Origin of the sequence: Rhizobacter koreensis, assembly GCF_013366375.1 — a bacterium.
GTDB classification, from domain to species: Bacteria; Pseudomonadota; Gammaproteobacteria; order Burkholderiales; family Burkholderiaceae_C; genus Schlegelella_A; species Schlegelella_A koreensis.
Genome location: NZ_JABWMJ010000010.1, coordinates 53,797 through 69,449, shown reverse-complemented (window position 1 = coordinate 69,449; position 15,653 = coordinate 53,797). Strand labels below are relative to the sequence as shown.

Sequence of the window (15,653 nt, the reverse complement as noted above, 5' to 3'; positions counted from 1 at the left end):
GCGCGGCGCCGAAGAGCCCTGGCGCCGCAGAACCGCGCACCGGGGGGCGTGAAGCCGAGCGGCGTACGGTGCGCTTGCGCGACGCGCCCATACCCGGCAGGCTCCAGCCATGACCACGCCAGTCAACGTCAGCATCCCCCATCAGCTTGGACGAGCGGAGGCGCGGCGCCGCATCGAACGCGGCTTCGCCAGGATCGTCGACGTCGTACCCGGGAGCGGCACCTGCGACGAACGCTGGGACGGCGACCGGCTCACCTTCCGCGTCGCGGCAATGGGTCAGACCGTTAGCGGCGTGGTCGACGTGCGCGAGACCGTGGTCTTGATGGAGGTGCAGCTGCCCGGTGTGCTCGGCATGGTCGCCGGGAGGCTCAAGGACCACGTCGAGAAGGCGGGACAACGGCTGCTGACCAAGGAGTAGCTGCGGCCGGTAGCTCTTGCGGGCGTGCCGATGTCGGACAGCGAAGGCGTCCATACCTGCTGCACCGCAACGGGTGATTCAAGCTCGCGCTGTGTCGGCTGTTGGCCCTGTGTCCTTCGTCGGCTCTTGGCCGACAGCGCTCGCCGGCGTCATCAGCAGACCCGCAGTCTGGGCCGTGCCCCCTCAGTCACGCCTGCACCAGCCCTGCAGACCACCCTTGACCGAGCGCGGCTGACGCATCCAGGCGGGATCGAGAACAGGACCGTGACGGGACAAGGCCAGCCGGACGAACTCCGGCACGGCGCCGTCGCATGCCGTCTTCGCGGCGCCGCTCGTTCCCGCGGGGTACGCCGCTTGCTGCGACTTCCCACCCGCACAGGAGAAATCGTCATGCAACGTTTTGTCGGAAAGACGGTCGTCGTCACCGGCGCCGGCTCGGGCATCGGGCGCGGCATTGCCGAGCGGTTCGCGGCCGAGGGCGCGAACGTCGTGCTCGCCGGGCGGACGCGATCGAAGCTCGAGGACGTCGCGCGCGGACTCGACGGCGCCCGCACGCTCGTGATCCGTGTGACGTCGCCGACGCCGATGCGGTCGAGCGGCTCGTGCAGGCCGCGGTCGAGCGCTTCGGTGGCCTCGACGTGATGGTCAACAACGCTGGCGTCGCGCCCGAGGGAACGGCGACCGAGACGAGCCTCAGCGACTGGCAGCAGGCGCTCGACGTGGATCTGAGCGGCACGTTCTACGGCTGCCGCGCCGCGCTGCCCCACTTGCTGAAGACACGAGGCTCGATCGTCAACGTCGCTTCGGTCTCGGGACTGGGCGCCGACTGGGCCTTGACGCCGTACAACGCCGCCAAGGGTGGCGTCGTCAATCTCACGCGGGCGCTCGCCCTCGACTACGCGCGCCAAGGCGTGCGCATCAACGCGGTGTGCCCGTCACTCACGCGCAGCAACATGACCGAGGACATGCTGAAGGACGACGAGCTGATGGCTCGCTTCATGGAGCGGCTGCCGCTCGGCCGCCCGGCCGAGCCGGCCGACATCGCCGGCGTGGTCGCGTTCCTCGCGAGCGATGACGCCGTGTTCGTCAACGGGGTCAATCTGCCCGTCGATGGCGGGCTCACCGCGTCCAACGGGCAGCCGCGCATGTGAGCGGCCCCAGAGTCAGTGGCGACCGTCGCCGCGACCCAGAGCAGAGTTCCGAGGATCTCTTCGAGCCCGAGAGCGCCGTTCCTGGGCACGAACACGCTGACGCGATGCCGGGGCGTCAGAGCGCCAGATGGAGGCAAACGCCTTCGGTTCGCCGACGTGCCCGAAGCCGATATGACGCATGCGCGCCGTACCCGCGTCACGATGTGCCCCAGCGAGCGCGCCTCTTGCCAGGCCGCGGGCCCTCCCTAGGCTCGGTCGCCGCGGTGCGGACCTTCGCCGATGGCTGCTCGTGGGCGTCCAGCGCCTCTCATCAGCGACCGCTCCGAGGTCGCTAGCAGTTCGGAGGCCGCCGCACCGCCGAGACCGCGTCGCCAAAGGATGCGCGAACCTCGCGTCGCTTGCCCGCCGCCACGAAGCTTGCTTGCGCTCAGATCAGCCCGAAGATTTTGGGTTGCTGGGCGGCGGAGGATGGAGCCCCAACCCGTCGCGGTACGCGATCAGCATGGCCCTGAAGCGAATCGCCGTCTCCGGCTCGGCGACGGAGCGGGATGCGAGCGCAATGGCGATCGTTGTTCGTTCTCGTGGCGAGCTGAGGCGCTTGAACACCACGTGCCGCGTTGCGTGCCGCGTACAGACCGAGGGCACCAGCGCGACCCCCAGGCCGCTCTCCACGAGGCTGACGATCGTCTGGATCTGAACAGCTTCCTGAACCACGCGCGGCACGAAGCCAGCTGTCTGGCACGCCACCATGACAAGGCCCCTCAGATTCGGTGCAGCGCTCGAGGAATACATGATGAAGGGCTCCTCCCGGAGCTGGGAGAGGCTCACCTTGCCTCGCCCTGCGATCGGGTGAGACGCGGGAACTGCGACAACGAGCTCGTCGAACTCGACCGGCTCGATCCGCGCCGTAGTCGCTTCCAGCACGGGGTGTCGGATCAAGCCCACGTCGAGGTCGCCACTTTCGACCTCTCGAAGGACGTTCGTGGTCGTTCGCTCGCGCATGTCAAGCGTGATCGAGGGGTAAGCCTTCCGAAACTCCGGCAGCACCTTGGGAAACAACGTGTACGTGGCGGAGCCAATGAACCCGATTCGCAGAGTGCCGCCGATTCCGGCGGCCGCATGCGTGGCGGCCGCGCGCACCTGTTCGGCATGGAACACGGCGCGTCGCGCATCCGGCAGGACCGCCTCGCCCATCGCCGTGAGCTGAACGCCTTGACGGCTGCGCACGAAAAGAGGTCCGCCCAGGCTTTCCTCCAGCCGCTTTATGGCGACGGTCAATGGGGGCTGAGCCATGTGCAGGCTCAGGGACGCCTTGCGAAAGCTGCGCGCGTCGGCGACCGCGACGAACTGCTTCAGATGACGAACGTTCATGAGCTTCTGTTGAGCGCCGTGCGACCCGAGGCAGGTTAACAAGAGCGTATCACCTCCGCCGAAATCGGTATTGGACCTGTATCTCTCCGGTGTCTACGATGACCAGACACCAGCCCACATGGACCGGATCCAGATGACTGAACGCGAAGAGACCCTCGAACTGCTCGTCCACGCGGTCCGCCGGTTCACCCGAGAGGTGCTGTTGCCGGCCGAAACCGAAGTGGAAGAGACCGAACAGATTCCCGACCGGGTCATCGAAGGTTTGAAGGAACTCGGCCTCTTCGGCATGACGATCCCGGAAAGCTACGGCGGGCTCGGCCTCAGCATGTTCGAAGAGGCCTCGCTGGTCTTCGAAGTCGCATACGCACAGCCTGCCTTCCGCTCCTACTTCGGAACGACGAACGGAGTGGGGACACTGGGCATCATCAATTTCGGCTCGGAAGAGCAGCGCCAGCGCTACCTGCCCCGGCTCGCTACCGGCGACATGATGGCGTCGTTCTGCCTGACCGAGCCCGATGCGGGCTCGGATGCAGCATCGCTCAGCACCAGAGCCGTGCGCGACGGCGACCACTGGGTCATCAACGGCACCAAGCGCTTCATCACGAACGCCATCCACGCGGGCGTGTTCACGGTGTTTGCCCGCACCGGCCTCAAGGAGGCAGGAGCCGGCGGCATCTCCGCGTTTCTCGTCGATCGCGACACACCGGGACTGACGGTGGCCAAGCCTTATCGCAAGATGGGCTTCGCCGGCTCGCACGAGTCGGACGTCATTTTCGAGAACTGCCGCGTTCCCGCCAGCGCGCTGCTTGGCGCCGAAGGGACCGGATTCAAGAATGCGATGCGATCGCTCGATCATGCGCGTCTGCACATGGCGGCGGTAGCGACAGGCATGTGCCAACGGTTGCTTGACGAGGGGCTGCGCTACGCCACGGAGCGGCGTCAGTTCGGCCAGCCCATCGCCAACTTCCAGCTGATCCAGGCAATGCTGGCCGACAGCCAGGCCGAGGCCTTTGCCGCCCGCGCGATGGTCGAAAAGGCGGCCCGCGCCAAGGATGCGGGGCTGAAGACGACCAAAGAGGCAGCCTGCTGCAAGTACTACGCGACCGAGGCGGCCGGTCGCATAGCCGATCGAATGCTGCAGATCCACGGCGGAAACGGCTACATCAAAGAGTACGCCATCGAGCGGCTCTACCGCGATGCCCGACTGCTCCGCATCTACGAAGGATCGAGCCAGATCATGCAGATCATCACGGCTCGCGAGATGGTCCGGGAAGCCACCAACTGAGCAGGAGACATCGATGAAGTGGTTCGCAGTGTTCGGCCTGGCCGCTGCCGCGTTGTTTTCTTCGCCCGTCGCGCAGGCTCAATCGTGGCCGCAGAAGCCGATCCGGATGATCGTGCCCTTCTCGGCAGGAGGCCCGAGTGACGCGATCGCCCGAGCGCTGGCGAACGCCCTCACGGAGAGCCTTGGTCAGCAGGTCGTCGTCGACAACCGAACGGGTGCCGGCGGCAGCCTCGGCATCGACCTCGTGGTCAAGTCCCCGCCCGACGGCTACACGCTCGGCTTCGCCCATACGGGTTCGATGGCCGTCAACCCTCATCTTTATCGCAAGCATCCTTTCGATCCTCTGACGCAACTGACCGCGATCACACCGGTGGTGGCCTACACGAACGTGCTCGTCGTCAACCCCTCGATACCCGTCAAGAACGTTCGGGAGTTCGTGGCCTGGGCGAAGGCCAATCCCGTCAAAGCCACGATCGCCTCGGGTGGCAACGGTGCCACGAACCATCTGGCGGCCGAACTGCTGAAATCGCTTACCGGTGCGCCGCTCACGCACATACCGTACAAGGGCAATGCGCCCGCCATGAACGATGTCATCGGTGGCTCGGTGGCAGCGATGTTCGATATCCCGACCACCGCCATTCCGCAGATCAACGGCGGAAAGGTGCGTGCGCTCGCGACCGTCTCCGCCAAGCGAAGCGCTTTCCTGCCCGACGTTCCGACCATGGACGAGGCGGGCGTCGCCGGCTATGCCGACGCCGGAAGCGACCTCTGGTTCGGACTGGTCGCGCCACATGCAGTGCCCCAGCCAATCGTCGACCGGATCTACACCGAGGTGGTCCGGGCGTTGAAGACCCCGGCTCTCCGGCAAACGGTGCGGCAGATGGCCTACGAGGTCTGGACCATGCCGCCCGGACAGTTCAAGGCTTTTCTCGAGGCTGACTACGTGAAGTGGGGCAAGGTCGTGCGCCTGTCCGGCGCGACGCTCGAGTGAGCGCGCGGCGATGAGCGGGCCGCTCGAAGGGACACGGGTACTCGACCTGACCAGCGTGGTCATGGGCCCGTATGCGACCCAACTGCTCGCCGACTACGGCGCCGACGTGATCAAGATCGAGCCGCCGGAAGGTGACGTGATGCGGCAGTCCGGCCCCATGCGCAACCCGGGCATGGGTCACTTCTATCTCACGACCAACCGCAACAAGCGGTCCGTCGTGCTCGACCTGAAGAAGCCGGACCAGCGTGATGCCCTGCTGCGCATGGCCGAGCAGGCCGACGTCCTGGTCTACAACATTCGTCCGAAGGCGATGGCGCGGCTGGGACTCTCGTACGAAGAGGTGAGCGCGGCTGCCCCGCGCATCGTCTACGCCGGCGCCTACGGCTTCGGGCGCCACGGCCCGTACGCGGCGCGGCCGGCCTACGACGACCTGATCCAGGGCATGTGCGGAATCCCGTGGCTTTCGCGTGCGGCTGGCGCCGAGCCGCCGCGCTACGCGCCGATGGTGCTGGTCGACCGGATCGTCGGCCTGCAACTCTGCGCAGCGATCAGCAGCGCTCTGGTCTACCGGGAGCGCACCGGGCACGGCCAGCGCCTCGATGTGCCGATGTTCGAAGGCATGCTGTCGCTGGTGCTCGGCGAACACCTCGCCGGCCGTCTCTACGAGCCCGCGGAAGGAGCGGCGGGATACCAGCGCAGCCTCGCGCACGACCGCCGGCCCTATCCGACGAGCGACGGCTACGTGTGCGTGCTCGTCTACAACGACAAGCACTGGCGCAGTTTCCTGACCGCGATCGGACAGGGCGCTCTGTTCGAGACGGACGCGCGCTTCTCCAGCCAGAACGCTCGCTTGGCCGCGATCAGCCATGTCTACGGCTTCCTGGCTGCAACTCTGGCGCAACGGACGACCTCCGAATGGCTCGAGCTGTTCGAGCGCGCCGACATCCCCGCCGCCCGGATGTACAGCATCGAGGACATCGTGGCCGACGAGCATGTCCAGGCGACGGGGTTCCTCCGCAAGGTCCGCCATCCATCTGAAGGCGATATTCTGGAAACCGCGGTTCCCACCGAATGGTCCCGCTCACCCCCGCAAATGCGTCGCCACGCACCGCGCCTGGGAGAGCATACGGAAGAGGTGCTGGCCGAGTTCGGCCTCAGCCCCGCCGGAACCGAGCCGGCCGCGAGCAAACCTTGACGACGCCTCGTTCCGCGCGCCGTGCCGCGCCCCTCCACGGCATTCGCGTCGTTGACCTCACCACCGTCGTGCTCGGCCCCTACGCGAGCCAGCTCCTGGGTGAATACGGGGCTGACGTCATCAAGGTGGAAGCCCCCGGGGGCGACAGCACGCGCCAGATCGGCCCCGCCGCCGAGGAAGGCATGGCAGCCCTCTTCCTCGGCGTCAATCGCAACAAGCGCAGCATCGTGCTGGACCTCAAGAGCCAGGCCGGAACAGCGGCGCTGCTCGAGCTCGTGGCGTCGGCGGACGTCTTCATGCACAACATGCGGCCGGCAAAGCTCGAAGCGCTAGGCATCGGCGCCGCCGAGCTGCGCGCGGTCAACCCCCGCCTGGTGTTCGCCGCGCTGCTTGGATTCGCCTCCGGCGGCCCTTACGAGGGCAGACCCGCATACGACGACGTGATCCAGGGTCTATCTGGCATGGCGGCGCTCATGCAAGCGCAGACCGGGACGGCGCGCTATCTGCCGACCACCATCGCGGACAAGGTGGGCTCGCTCTTCGCGGTCCAGGCCATCATGGCTGCGCTTTTCGAGCGCGAGAAGACGGGAGCAGGCGTCTGCCTCGAGGTGCCGATGTTCGAGGCACTGGTCTCCTTCGGTCTGGTCGAGCACATGCAGGGTGCCCACTTCGAGCCACCGCTCGGCTCGGTCGGCTACGAGCGGGCCCTGATGCCATTCCGCCGTCCCTTCCCCACCCTGGATGGTCACCTCTGCGTCATGCCGTACAGCGACGCGCACTGGCGCGCACTTCTGCGCGAAGCCGGTGACGAGGCGGCTCTTGCCGACCCGCGCTTCGCTGGCATGGCGTCGCGTACCCGACATATCGGCGAGCTCTACGAGCGCCTCTCCCGTCATATTGCGTCGCGCTGCACCGACGAGTGGCTCGCCGTATGCAGGCGCTGCGACGTCCCGGCCGAACGCATGAACCAGTTGCCGGACCTGCTTGTCGATCCTCAACTGCAAGCCGGAGATCACTTCGCCCGGGTCTTGGATGCCCGCATGGGAACGTTGGTGTTCCCGACGAATCCGATTCGATTCGATGGCTGGCGCGCGGAGCCGACGATGCCGCCGAGACTCGGTGAAGACACCTCGGCCGTGCTCGAACACATCGGAAGCGGCGGGTCCAGGGATGCGGGCGGCGCGTGGCGCATCGCGAAGCGATGATGCCGGGCGCACTGGAAGGCATCACCATGCTCGAGCTCTGCCGGGTGTCGCCGGCCGAACTTCCGGGAATGATGTTGGCGGACCTGGGTGCTGACGTGCTCCGGGTCGAGACGCCACAACCCGGAGCGGCCGCCCGGTCGCCCGAAGAAGAGCGGCACATCGTGAGCGCCCACACCAACCGCAACAAGCGTTCGATCGCTCTCGACATGAAAAGGCCCGAGGGCCGCTCGATCTTCCGGCAGCTCGCCGCCAAAGCCGATGTCGTCATCGAAGGGTTTCGGCCTGGGGTGATGGACCGTCTCGGTGCCGGCTATGCGGAGCTCGCCGCAGGCAACCCCCGCCTGATCATGTGCTCCATGTCAGGCTTTGGACAGACCGGACCCTCGCGCAACCGGGCCGCGCACGACCTCAACTTTCTCGCACTGTCGGGCGCGTTGAGCCTGTGGGGAAAGCCGGGCGCTGCGCCCGACATCCCGCTGAACCTGGTGGCGGATCTGGGCGGAGCAGCGATGCACGCCGCCTTCGCCATCATGGCGGCCCTGTTTGCTCGGGAGAAAAGCGGACTTGGCCAACACATCGACCTCTCGTACCTCGATGCCACGGTCGCGCTGCTCGCAGCGACGCCCAACCAGCGTCGATTCGACGAGGCCCGACCTCCTCGGGCTGACGAGGGGGTGTTCTCCGGCACCTACCCCTACTACGGGCTCTATGCAACGGCCGACCAGCGGTGGCTATCGGTCGCCTGCTCCGAGCCGCACCTGTGGCGCAACTTCTGCGACGCGATTGGCACGCCAGAGTTGGCGCCGTTCGCACGTCAGGCGAGCCACTACGGCCGCACAGCCGATCCGGACGAGTCGAAAGCGCGCGCCGCGGTGCAGCGCGTGCTGGTCGCGCATGAGCTGTCGCACTGGGAGGGGATCTTCGCCGACGCCGACGTCTGCGTCGCTCCTGTCGCGAAGCTAGACGAGATGAGGCGGGACCCGCAAGTCGTGCACCGAGGCCTTATCACCACGATCGAACATCCCTCCGTCGGCCCCGTGACGCAGTTCGCATCCGCCGTTCGCCTGAGCGCCACGCCCGCGCGGATCCCCCACGCGGCCCCGCTGCCCGGCGAACACACGGTCGAGGTTCTGCGCGCACTTGGGCTACCCGCTGACGTGATCGAAAACCTTCGAAACGCTCATGTGATCGAGTGACTCGCCCTGACTTCTAAGAACCAGCGCCGTCGCGGCGCACGAGGAGACAAGCATGATCGACTCTCGCCAACGGCGCCGCTTGCTGCTGCTGACTGCAGCAGGCGGCGCAGGCCTGCTCCCCGTGCGGATGGCCATCGGGCAAACGTTCCCGACTCGACCGGTGCGCCTGATCGTCCCTTACGGCGTCGGCACCGTCAGTGACGGGACCGCGAGGCTCTTCGCCGACAAGTTGGCCGCCGTCTGGGGCCAGAGCCTTCTCGTCGAGAACGTGACGGGTGCCGGCGGCGTCATCGGGACGCAGGCCATCGCCAAGGCCGCGCCTGACGGCTACACCCTGGGCATGCTGGCGAGCAATCACGCGATGAATGCCGCTCTCTATCCGCAGCTCCCCTATGACCCGGTCAAGGACTTCCAGGCGGTCCTGCACATCTCGTTCAACCAGTTCGCGTTCTGCGTGCACTCGGCCGTTCCGGCGAGGACCCTGCAGGAGTTCGTTGCGTATGCACGCGCCCATCCGGGTGAGCTCAACTATTCGTCGAGCGGCAATGGTGGCTCGCCGCACCTCGCCATGGCCAAACTGGCCTCGATGGCCCAGATCCAGCTGGCTCATATCCCCTATCGATCGAACGGAGCCGCCATCACGGATCTAGTCGGCGGGCGCGTCACGATCATGTCGACCTCAGTCTCCGCGTTGCTCCCCTTCATCAAGACGGGACAACTTCGGGCACTTGCCGTGTCCGGCGACCAACGCTCACCCTTGCTTCCTGACGTTCCTACGGCTGCCGAGGCCGGAGTTCCTGGCTACGTGATGAAGAACTGGAACGGCTTCGTTGCCCCGGCAGGCTTGCCACAGTCGTTGCTGACCAAGCTGCAAGCGGACCTGATGAACGTGCTGAGGGACAAGGCAGTTCAAGCGCAGTTCGCGGTGCTCGGCGTCGAGCCCGAGGCGCTTGGACCTGCCGAATTCACGCGAAGGCTGGAGGAAGAGATCACGTCATGGAAGAAGGTCGTGCGAGAGGCGCACGTCAAATTGGATTGATCGTCGAGGCGACCTCCGCTGCCGGCCCGAACGACGGCACGAGCACCACGTTCGTTCTCGAGGACCATCGCTCGTGAACAAGGTGTTCGACATGACGGCGACCTGAACTGAGATACGACGGAGCGCCTCGAACGGCTCGCTCGCCTCATGAGACGAGGCATCGTGCCAACGCGTTCGCCAGATTGCCGGGCTCACCTAACGCGGAGGTCTGCTCGGGGTGGAGATTGCCGGTTCGCGGCCGACGAAGCAGCCTTTGGGCGGCTCTGATCCTGACGGCGCCGCGATTGCCACTCATCAGCGGTCGGCGACGGGTGCAGGACCGGCCAAGCTCCGTCCCACCACGTACGCGGGCCCGCCACACGCGAACCGGCGTCGGCACTGAACGCTTCTTGCGCTGTGCGCAAGATTGCGCTTGCAGCGGCCGAGGCGTCGGCGGACACTTCCGCCTCTTGACCGGAGTGACTTCGCGCGTATATGACCACGCGCACGGCGTCCGGACAGCACCCTCCTACCGGCCCGTCCGAGACTAACCATGCAGGAAAGCACCGTCCACTGGCGAAGCCCGGGCTTGACCCGTGTTCCGTTCGACGTCTACAGCGACCCGGTCACGGCGGGCGACGAGCAGGCCCGCATCTTCCATGGCGAGACCTGGAACTACCTCTGCCTGGACGCCGAACTGCCCGAGGCGGGCAGCTTCCGCACCACCTTTGCCGGCGAGACCCCCGTCGTCGTGGTGCGCGACGACGATGGCGAGTTCTACGCGTTCGAGAACCGCTGCGCGCATCGCGGCGCGTTGATCGCACTCGAGAAGTCGGGCGTTGCCAGCGAGAACTTCCAGTGCGTCTATCACGCGTGGAGCTACAACCGCCAGGGCGACCTGACGGGGGTCGCGTTCGAGAAGGGCGTCAAGGGCGTCGGCGGCATGCCGGCCTCGTTCTGCAAGGAGGAGCATGGCCCGCGCAAGCTGCGCGTCGCCGTCTTCTGCGGCCTGATTTTCGGCAGCTTCAGCGAGGACGTCCCGTCCATCGAGGACTACCTGGGCGAGGAGATCTGCGCACGCATCGAGCGCGTGCTGCACAAGCCGATCGAGGTCATCGGCCGCTTCACACAGGCCCTGCCGAACAACTGGAAGCTGTACGTCGAGAACGTGAAGGACAGCTACCACGCCAGCCTGCTGCACATGTTCTTCACCACCTTCGAGCTCAACCGGCTGTCGCAGAAGGGCGGGGTCATCGTCGACGAGAGCGGCGGGCACCACGTCAGCTACTCGATGATCGACGCGGAAGGCGAAAAGGACGCGTCGTACAAGGCGCAGGCGTTGCGCTCGCAGAACGATCGCTACCGCCTGAAGGACCCGAGCGTGCTCGCGGGTTTCAAGGAGTACGACGACGGCGTCACGCTGCAGATCCTTTCGGTGTTCCCCGGCTTCGTGCTGCAGCAGATCCAGAACTGCCTGGCGGTGCGCCAGGTCCTGCCGAAAGGCGTCGACCGCACCGAGCTGAACTGGACCTACCTCGGCTACGCCGACGACACGCCAGAGCAGCGCATGGTGCGCCTGAAGCAGTCGAACCTGATCGGCCCGGCCGGTTTCATTTCCATGGAGGACGGTGCGGTCGGCGGCTTCGTGCAGCGCGGCATCGCCGGCGCGCGCGAGATGGAGGCGGTCATCGAGATGGGCGGCGACAGTGCCGAGTCGAGCGAAGGCCGCGCCACCGAGGCTTCGGTGCGGGGCTTCTGGAAGGCCTATCGGCAGCACATGCGCGCGTGAGCGCCCGACGAGAGACCTGGACATGATCGATCTGCTGGCGCTGTGCGCCTTCAACGCGCGCTACGCGCATGTCATCGACAACGATGCGCTCGAGGAATGGCCGGCCTTCTTCACCGAGCGCTGCCACTACCGCATCACCCATGTCGAAAACGAGCGTGACGGGCTCGCCGCCGGCATCGTCTATGCCGATTCGCGGGCGATGCTGGAAGACCGCGTCGCCGCCTTGCGGGAAGCCAACATCTACGAGCGCCAGCGCTACCGGCACCTGCTCGGCGTGCCGATGCTGAACGGTGACACCGCGCGCACCGGCTTCATCGTCGTACGCATCATGGCGACCGGCCAGAGCGAGTTGTTCGCGAGCGGCGAATACGTCGACCGGCTGGTGCAGCAGCCCGACGGCACGCTGCTGCTGGCCGAACGCGTCGCGGTTTGCGACAGCACCGTCACCGACACGCTGTTGGCGCTGCCGCTGTGAGCCGATGACGACGCACGCATTGTTCGACCCGGAGGTCGCCGGTCACCGTTTCGTCAACATCATCGATGGCAGGGCGGTCGACGGCGAACGCCGCCTGTCGGTGATCAATCCGGCGACCGGCGCGGTGTTCTGCAGCGTTCCGGAAGCCAGCCCTGCCGATCTCGATCACGCCGTCGCCGCCGCGCGCCGCGCGCAGCCGGGCTGGGCCCGTTCGAGCCACGACGAACGTCGCGAGGCGCTGCGCGCGATCGCGGCGCTGCTGACGCAGCATCGCGGCGAGTTGGCCTCGCTGCTGGTGCTCGAGCAGGGCAAGCCGATGGCGGCGGCGCTGGGCGAGATCGACCGCGCCGCGAGCCAGCTCGCCCTGCTGCTCGCGATCGAGCTGCGCGACGAGGAGATCACCGACAGCAGCGGGCGGCGCGTGCGCCTGCACTACCGTCCGCTCGGCGTCGTCGGTGCGATCACGCCATGGAACATGCCGGTCGTGCTGATGGTGCCGAAGGTCGCGCATGCGCTCTACACCGGCAACACGGTGGTGGTGAAGCCTTCGCCGTACACGCCGCTGACCACGCTGCGCCTCGCCGAGCTGGTCGCGCCGCTGCTGCCGCCGGGCGTGCTCAACGTCATCGCCGGAGGCAACGAGATCGGCCGCCTGATGGCCGAGCATTCGGGCATCCAGAAGATCGCGTTCACCGGCTCGGTCGCGACCGGCAAGCGCGTGATGGCGAGCGCCGCCGCAACGCTCAAGCGGGTGACGCTCGAGCTTGGCGGCAACGACGCCGCCATCGTGTTCGACGACGTCGACCCGGTCCGCGTGGCCCCGAAGCTGTTCGCCGGCGCCTTCGTCAATGCGGGCCAGGTCTGCATGGCGATCAAGAGGCTCTATGTCCACGAACGCATCTACGAGCCGATGTGCGAGGCGCTCGCGGCGATCGCACGCACCAGCAAGGTCGGCGATGGCTCGATCGACGGCACGCAGATGGGCCCGCTGCAGAACCGCGCGCAGTACGACATCGTGCGCGAGCTGATCGACGACAGCCGGCAGAGCGGCGGTCGCGTGCTGAGCGGCGGCACGCGCGACAGCGGCGACGGCTACTTCATCGAGCCGGTGATCGTCGCCGACCTCGCCGAGGGCACGCGGCTGGTCGACGAGGAGCAGTTCGGCCCGTTGCTGCCGGTGCTGCGCTTCACCGACACCGAGGACGTGATCGCGCGCGCCAACGCGACCGACTTCGGCCTCGGCGCCTCGGTCTGGTCGGCCGACCTCGGACGTGCCGAGGCGGTCGCGCAGCGTCTGGAGGCCGGTTCGGTGTGGATCAACCACCATGTCGGCACCGACGTGCTGGTGCCCTTCGGCGGCGCCAAGCAGTCGGGCATCGGCCGCCAGTATTCGCTCGAAGGTCTGCGCGGCTTCATGGAAGTGCAGGCGCTGTACGCGCCGGCAGCGCTCGATTGACCGTGGACGACTTCGCCATGCCTGCAATCCCCTGCGCATCGTGACGCCACTGCATCTCCGGGCCGGCGCGCCCCTGCGGCTCGCGCTCGCGCTCGGCGACCCCAACGGCATCGGCCCCGAGATCGCCCTCAAGGCGCTCGCTGCGCTGCCGCCTTCCGAACGTGATCGCATCACCGTGTTCGGCCCTGCCGATGTGCTGGTGCGCGCGGCTGCCACGGTGGGGCAGCACGAGCTGCTGGGCGTGCTGCGGGTGCGCGAAGCGGGCGCCCTGCCCGCCGACGCCGCGGTGCCCGGCACCGTGCATCCGGCGGCCGGCGCCTCCGCGGTCGCTTCGGCAACGGCAGCGTTGCACGCCTGCCAGGCGGGCGAGTTCGATGCCGTCATCGCCTGTCCGCATCACGAGACCGCGATCCACCAGGCCGGCATCGCGTTCTCCGGCTATCCCTCGCTGGTCGCGAAGGTCACCGGCGTGGCGGACGGCGAGGTGTTCATGCTGCTGATCGGCGCCGGACTGCGGATCGTCCACGTCACGCTCCACGAGAGCGTTCGCAGCGCGCTCGACCGGCTGACGCCGGAGCTCGTCGTGCGCGCGGTGCGCGCCGGAGCACGCGCCTGCCGCATGCTGGGCATCGAAGAGCCGTCGATCGCGGCCTTCGGCATCAACCCGCACGCGTCGGAAGGCGGGCTGTTCGGTCCCGAGGACGCGGCGATCGTCGAGCCGGCGCTCGCGCGGCTGCGCGATGAGGGCCAGCCGATCGACGGGCCGTTCGGCGCCGATGTCGTGCTCGCGCGGCGCAGCCACGACCTCTACGTCGCGATGCTGCACGACCAGGGCCACATTCCGATCAAGCTGCTCGCGCCGCATGCGGCGAGCGCGCTGAGCATCGGCGCCGACGTGCTGCTGTCGAGCGTCGGCCACGGCAGTGCGATGGACATCGCCGGGCGCGGCATCGCCGACCCGACCGCGCTGCTGCGCACCATCGCGCTGCTCTCGGGCGTGCGCCAAGTCCAGGGACCGACTGCATGAATCACCGCGTTTTTCTCGCCGGCAGCGAAATCGCCTTCGACTGCGCGCCCGACCAGAGCGTGCTCGACGCCGCGCTGCGCGCCGGCATCGAGCTGCCGTACTCGTGCCGCAAGGGCGTGTGCGGCAATTGCGCTGGCGGCGTCGCGTCGGGCGAGGTCGCCGGCGTCGGCGGTGCGTCGATCCGCAACGAGACCTGCACGCCCGATCAGGTGCTGTACTGCATGTGCGCGCCGGTCACCGACGTGGTGCTGCAGCCGACCGAATGGAAGCGGGCCGACCCGTCGGCCCGCAAGGCCTTCACCGGCAGGGTCTACAAGAACCAGCGGGTAGCGCACGACGTGTCGCTGCTGCAGCTGCGCCTGCCGGCCGGCCAGCGCGCCAAGTTCAGGGCCGGCCAATACCTTCAGGTGCTGCTCGACGACGGCAGCGCGCGCTGCTATTCGATGGCCAATCCGCCGCAGGAAAGCGATGCCGTCACGCTGCACATCCGCCACGTCGCAGGCGGCCGCTTCAGCACGCAGGTCGGCCAGCTCGCACCGGGCGACACGCTGCGCGTCGAGCTGCCGTTCGGCAGCGTCGCGCTGCAGGACAGCGAGCGGCCGATCGTCTTCGTCGCGGGCGGGACCGGTTTCGCGCCGGTGAAGTCGATCATCGACGACATGGCCAGGCGCAAGCTGGTGCGGCCGATCACGCTGATCTGGGGCGCCCGCACGCCCGACGGTATCTACCTGGCCGCGGCGGTCGAGCGCTGGAAGAAGCAGTGGCCGCAAAGCTTCCGCTTCATCCCGGCGCTGAGCGACGTGCCGGCCGAGGACGCCGGCGACGCGTTCTGCGGCCGCGTCGACGAGGCCCTGGCGGCGTCGTGCGGCGAACTGGCGGGCCATGAGGTGTACTGCTGCGGTTCCCCGCCGATGGTCGCGGCGGTGCGCGAGGCGGCACTCGCCAAGGGGCTGGCGCACGCCGACTTCCATGCCGACGTGTTCGTGCCCGGTCCGTCCGGCACGCCGAGCGCCGAGCTGGCGGCGATCGCCAGCCATGCCATCTGAACCGCGCGACCTCGAGCACCGCGGCGGCCG

Annotated in this window: 13 protein-coding genes and 1 pseudogene; 13 read left to right on the top strand and 1 reads right to left on the bottom strand. The window is 67.6% G+C overall.

Annotation, left to right across the window (positions count from 1 at the left end; genetic code table 11):
• The first annotated feature begins 109 nt into the window (after positions 1-109).
• The gene (locus HQN59_RS19485) at positions 110-418 is read left to right on the top strand and encodes a polyhydroxyalkanoic acid system family protein (protein ID WP_176070795.1); all 309 of its coding nucleotides are present in this window, start codon (positions 110-112) and stop codon (positions 416-418) included.
• Positions 419-808: 390 nt separating this feature from the next.
• Positions 809-1,569: pseudogene (gene budC / locus HQN59_RS19480) on the top strand (meso-2,3-butanediol dehydrogenase).
• 432 nt (positions 1,570-2,001) lie between these two features.
• Here the strand turns inward: budC and HQN59_RS19475 are convergent.
• Positions 2,002-2,940, bottom strand: coding sequence for a LysR family transcriptional regulator (locus HQN59_RS19475; protein ID WP_176070794.1), 939 nt, complete (start codon positions 2,938-2,940; stop codon positions 2,002-2,004).
• Between the two features lie 133 nt (positions 2,941-3,073).
• Between HQN59_RS19475 and HQN59_RS19470 the strand changes: the two genes are divergently transcribed.
• From HQN59_RS19470 to HQN59_RS19420, 11 genes are all read left to right on the top strand, one after another.
• A complete protein-coding gene (locus tag HQN59_RS19470) occupies positions 3,074-4,225 on the top strand; it encodes an acyl-CoA dehydrogenase family protein (RefSeq protein WP_176070907.1) in 1,152 nt (383 codons plus the stop codon).
• A 13-nt stretch (positions 4,226-4,238) separates the two neighbouring features.
• A complete protein-coding gene (locus HQN59_RS19465; RefSeq protein ID WP_176070793.1) occupies positions 4,239-5,216 on the top strand; it encodes a Bug family tripartite tricarboxylate transporter substrate binding protein in 978 nt (325 codons plus the stop codon).
• A 10-nt stretch (positions 5,217-5,226) separates the two neighbouring features.
• Positions 5,227-6,411, top strand: coding sequence for a CaiB/BaiF CoA transferase family protein (locus HQN59_RS19460; protein ID WP_176070792.1), 1,185 nt, complete (start codon positions 5,227-5,229; stop codon positions 6,409-6,411).
• Entirely contained in the window at positions 6,408-7,616 is a 1,209-nt protein-coding gene (locus HQN59_RS19455) for a CaiB/BaiF CoA transferase family protein (protein ID WP_176070747.1), read from the top strand. The genes HQN59_RS19460 and HQN59_RS19455 overlap by 4 nt, the downstream gene beginning before the upstream one ends.
• Positions 7,595-8,812, top strand: coding sequence for a CoA transferase (locus HQN59_RS19450; protein ID WP_176070791.1), 1,218 nt, complete (start codon positions 7,595-7,597; stop codon positions 8,810-8,812). The genes HQN59_RS19455 and HQN59_RS19450 overlap by 22 nt, the downstream gene beginning before the upstream one ends.
• Before the next feature lie 52 nt (positions 8,813-8,864).
• On the top strand, positions 8,865-9,851 hold the full coding sequence (locus HQN59_RS19445) for a tripartite tricarboxylate transporter substrate binding protein (RefSeq protein WP_176070790.1): 987 nt from the start codon (positions 8,865-8,867) through the stop codon (positions 9,849-9,851).
• 532 nt (positions 9,852-10,383) lie between these two features.
• Entirely contained in the window at positions 10,384-11,619 is a 1,236-nt protein-coding gene (locus HQN59_RS19440; protein ID WP_176070789.1) for an aromatic ring-hydroxylating dioxygenase subunit alpha, read from the top strand.
• Between the two features lie 22 nt (positions 11,620-11,641).
• A complete protein-coding gene (locus HQN59_RS19435; protein WP_176070788.1) occupies positions 11,642-12,094 on the top strand; it encodes an aromatic-ring-hydroxylating dioxygenase subunit beta in 453 nt (150 codons plus the stop codon).
• 4 nt (positions 12,095-12,098) lie between these two features.
• Positions 12,099-13,550, top strand: a complete 1,452-nt coding sequence (locus HQN59_RS19430; protein WP_176070787.1) for an aldehyde dehydrogenase family protein — start codon at positions 12,099-12,101, stop codon at positions 13,548-13,550.
• A 40-nt stretch (positions 13,551-13,590) separates the two neighbouring features.
• Positions 13,591-14,577, top strand: coding sequence for a 4-hydroxythreonine-4-phosphate dehydrogenase PdxA (locus HQN59_RS19425; RefSeq protein WP_176070746.1), 987 nt, complete (start codon positions 13,591-13,593; stop codon positions 14,575-14,577).
• Positions 14,574-15,623, top strand: coding sequence for a 2Fe-2S iron-sulfur cluster-binding protein (locus HQN59_RS19420; protein ID WP_176070786.1), 1,050 nt, complete (start codon positions 14,574-14,576; stop codon positions 15,621-15,623). Before HQN59_RS19425 ends, HQN59_RS19420 begins: the two co-directional genes overlap by 4 nt.
• The last annotated feature ends 30 nt before the right edge of the window (positions 15,624-15,653 follow it).

Excerpts from the sequence above, each read along its gene's own strand:
- HQN59_RS19485 (WP_176070795.1), top strand. The coding sequence starts at position 110 with ATGACCACGCCAGTCAACGTCAGCATCCCCCATCAGCTTGGACGAGCG.
- HQN59_RS19475 (WP_176070794.1), bottom strand. The coding sequence starts at position 2,940 with ATGAACGTTCGTCATCTGAAGCAGTTCGTCGCGGTCGCCGACGCGCGC.
- HQN59_RS19470 (WP_176070907.1), top strand. The coding sequence starts at position 3,074 with ATGACTGAACGCGAAGAGACCCTCGAACTGCTCGTCCACGCGGTCCGC.
- HQN59_RS19465 (WP_176070793.1), top strand. The coding sequence starts at position 4,239 with ATGAAGTGGTTCGCAGTGTTCGGCCTGGCCGCTGCCGCGTTGTTTTCT.
- HQN59_RS19460 (WP_176070792.1), top strand. The coding sequence starts at position 5,227 with ATGAGCGGGCCGCTCGAAGGGACACGGGTACTCGACCTGACCAGCGTG.
- HQN59_RS19445 (WP_176070790.1), top strand. The coding sequence starts at position 8,865 with ATGATCGACTCTCGCCAACGGCGCCGCTTGCTGCTGCTGACTGCAGCA.
- HQN59_RS19440 (WP_176070789.1), top strand. The coding sequence starts at position 10,384 with ATGCAGGAAAGCACCGTCCACTGGCGAAGCCCGGGCTTGACCCGTGTT.
- HQN59_RS19435 (WP_176070788.1), top strand. The coding sequence starts at position 11,642 with ATGATCGATCTGCTGGCGCTGTGCGCCTTCAACGCGCGCTACGCGCAT.
- HQN59_RS19430 (WP_176070787.1), top strand. The coding sequence starts at position 12,099 with ATGACGACGCACGCATTGTTCGACCCGGAGGTCGCCGGTCACCGTTTC.
- HQN59_RS19420 (WP_176070786.1), top strand. The coding sequence starts at position 14,574 with ATGAATCACCGCGTTTTTCTCGCCGGCAGCGAAATCGCCTTCGACTGC.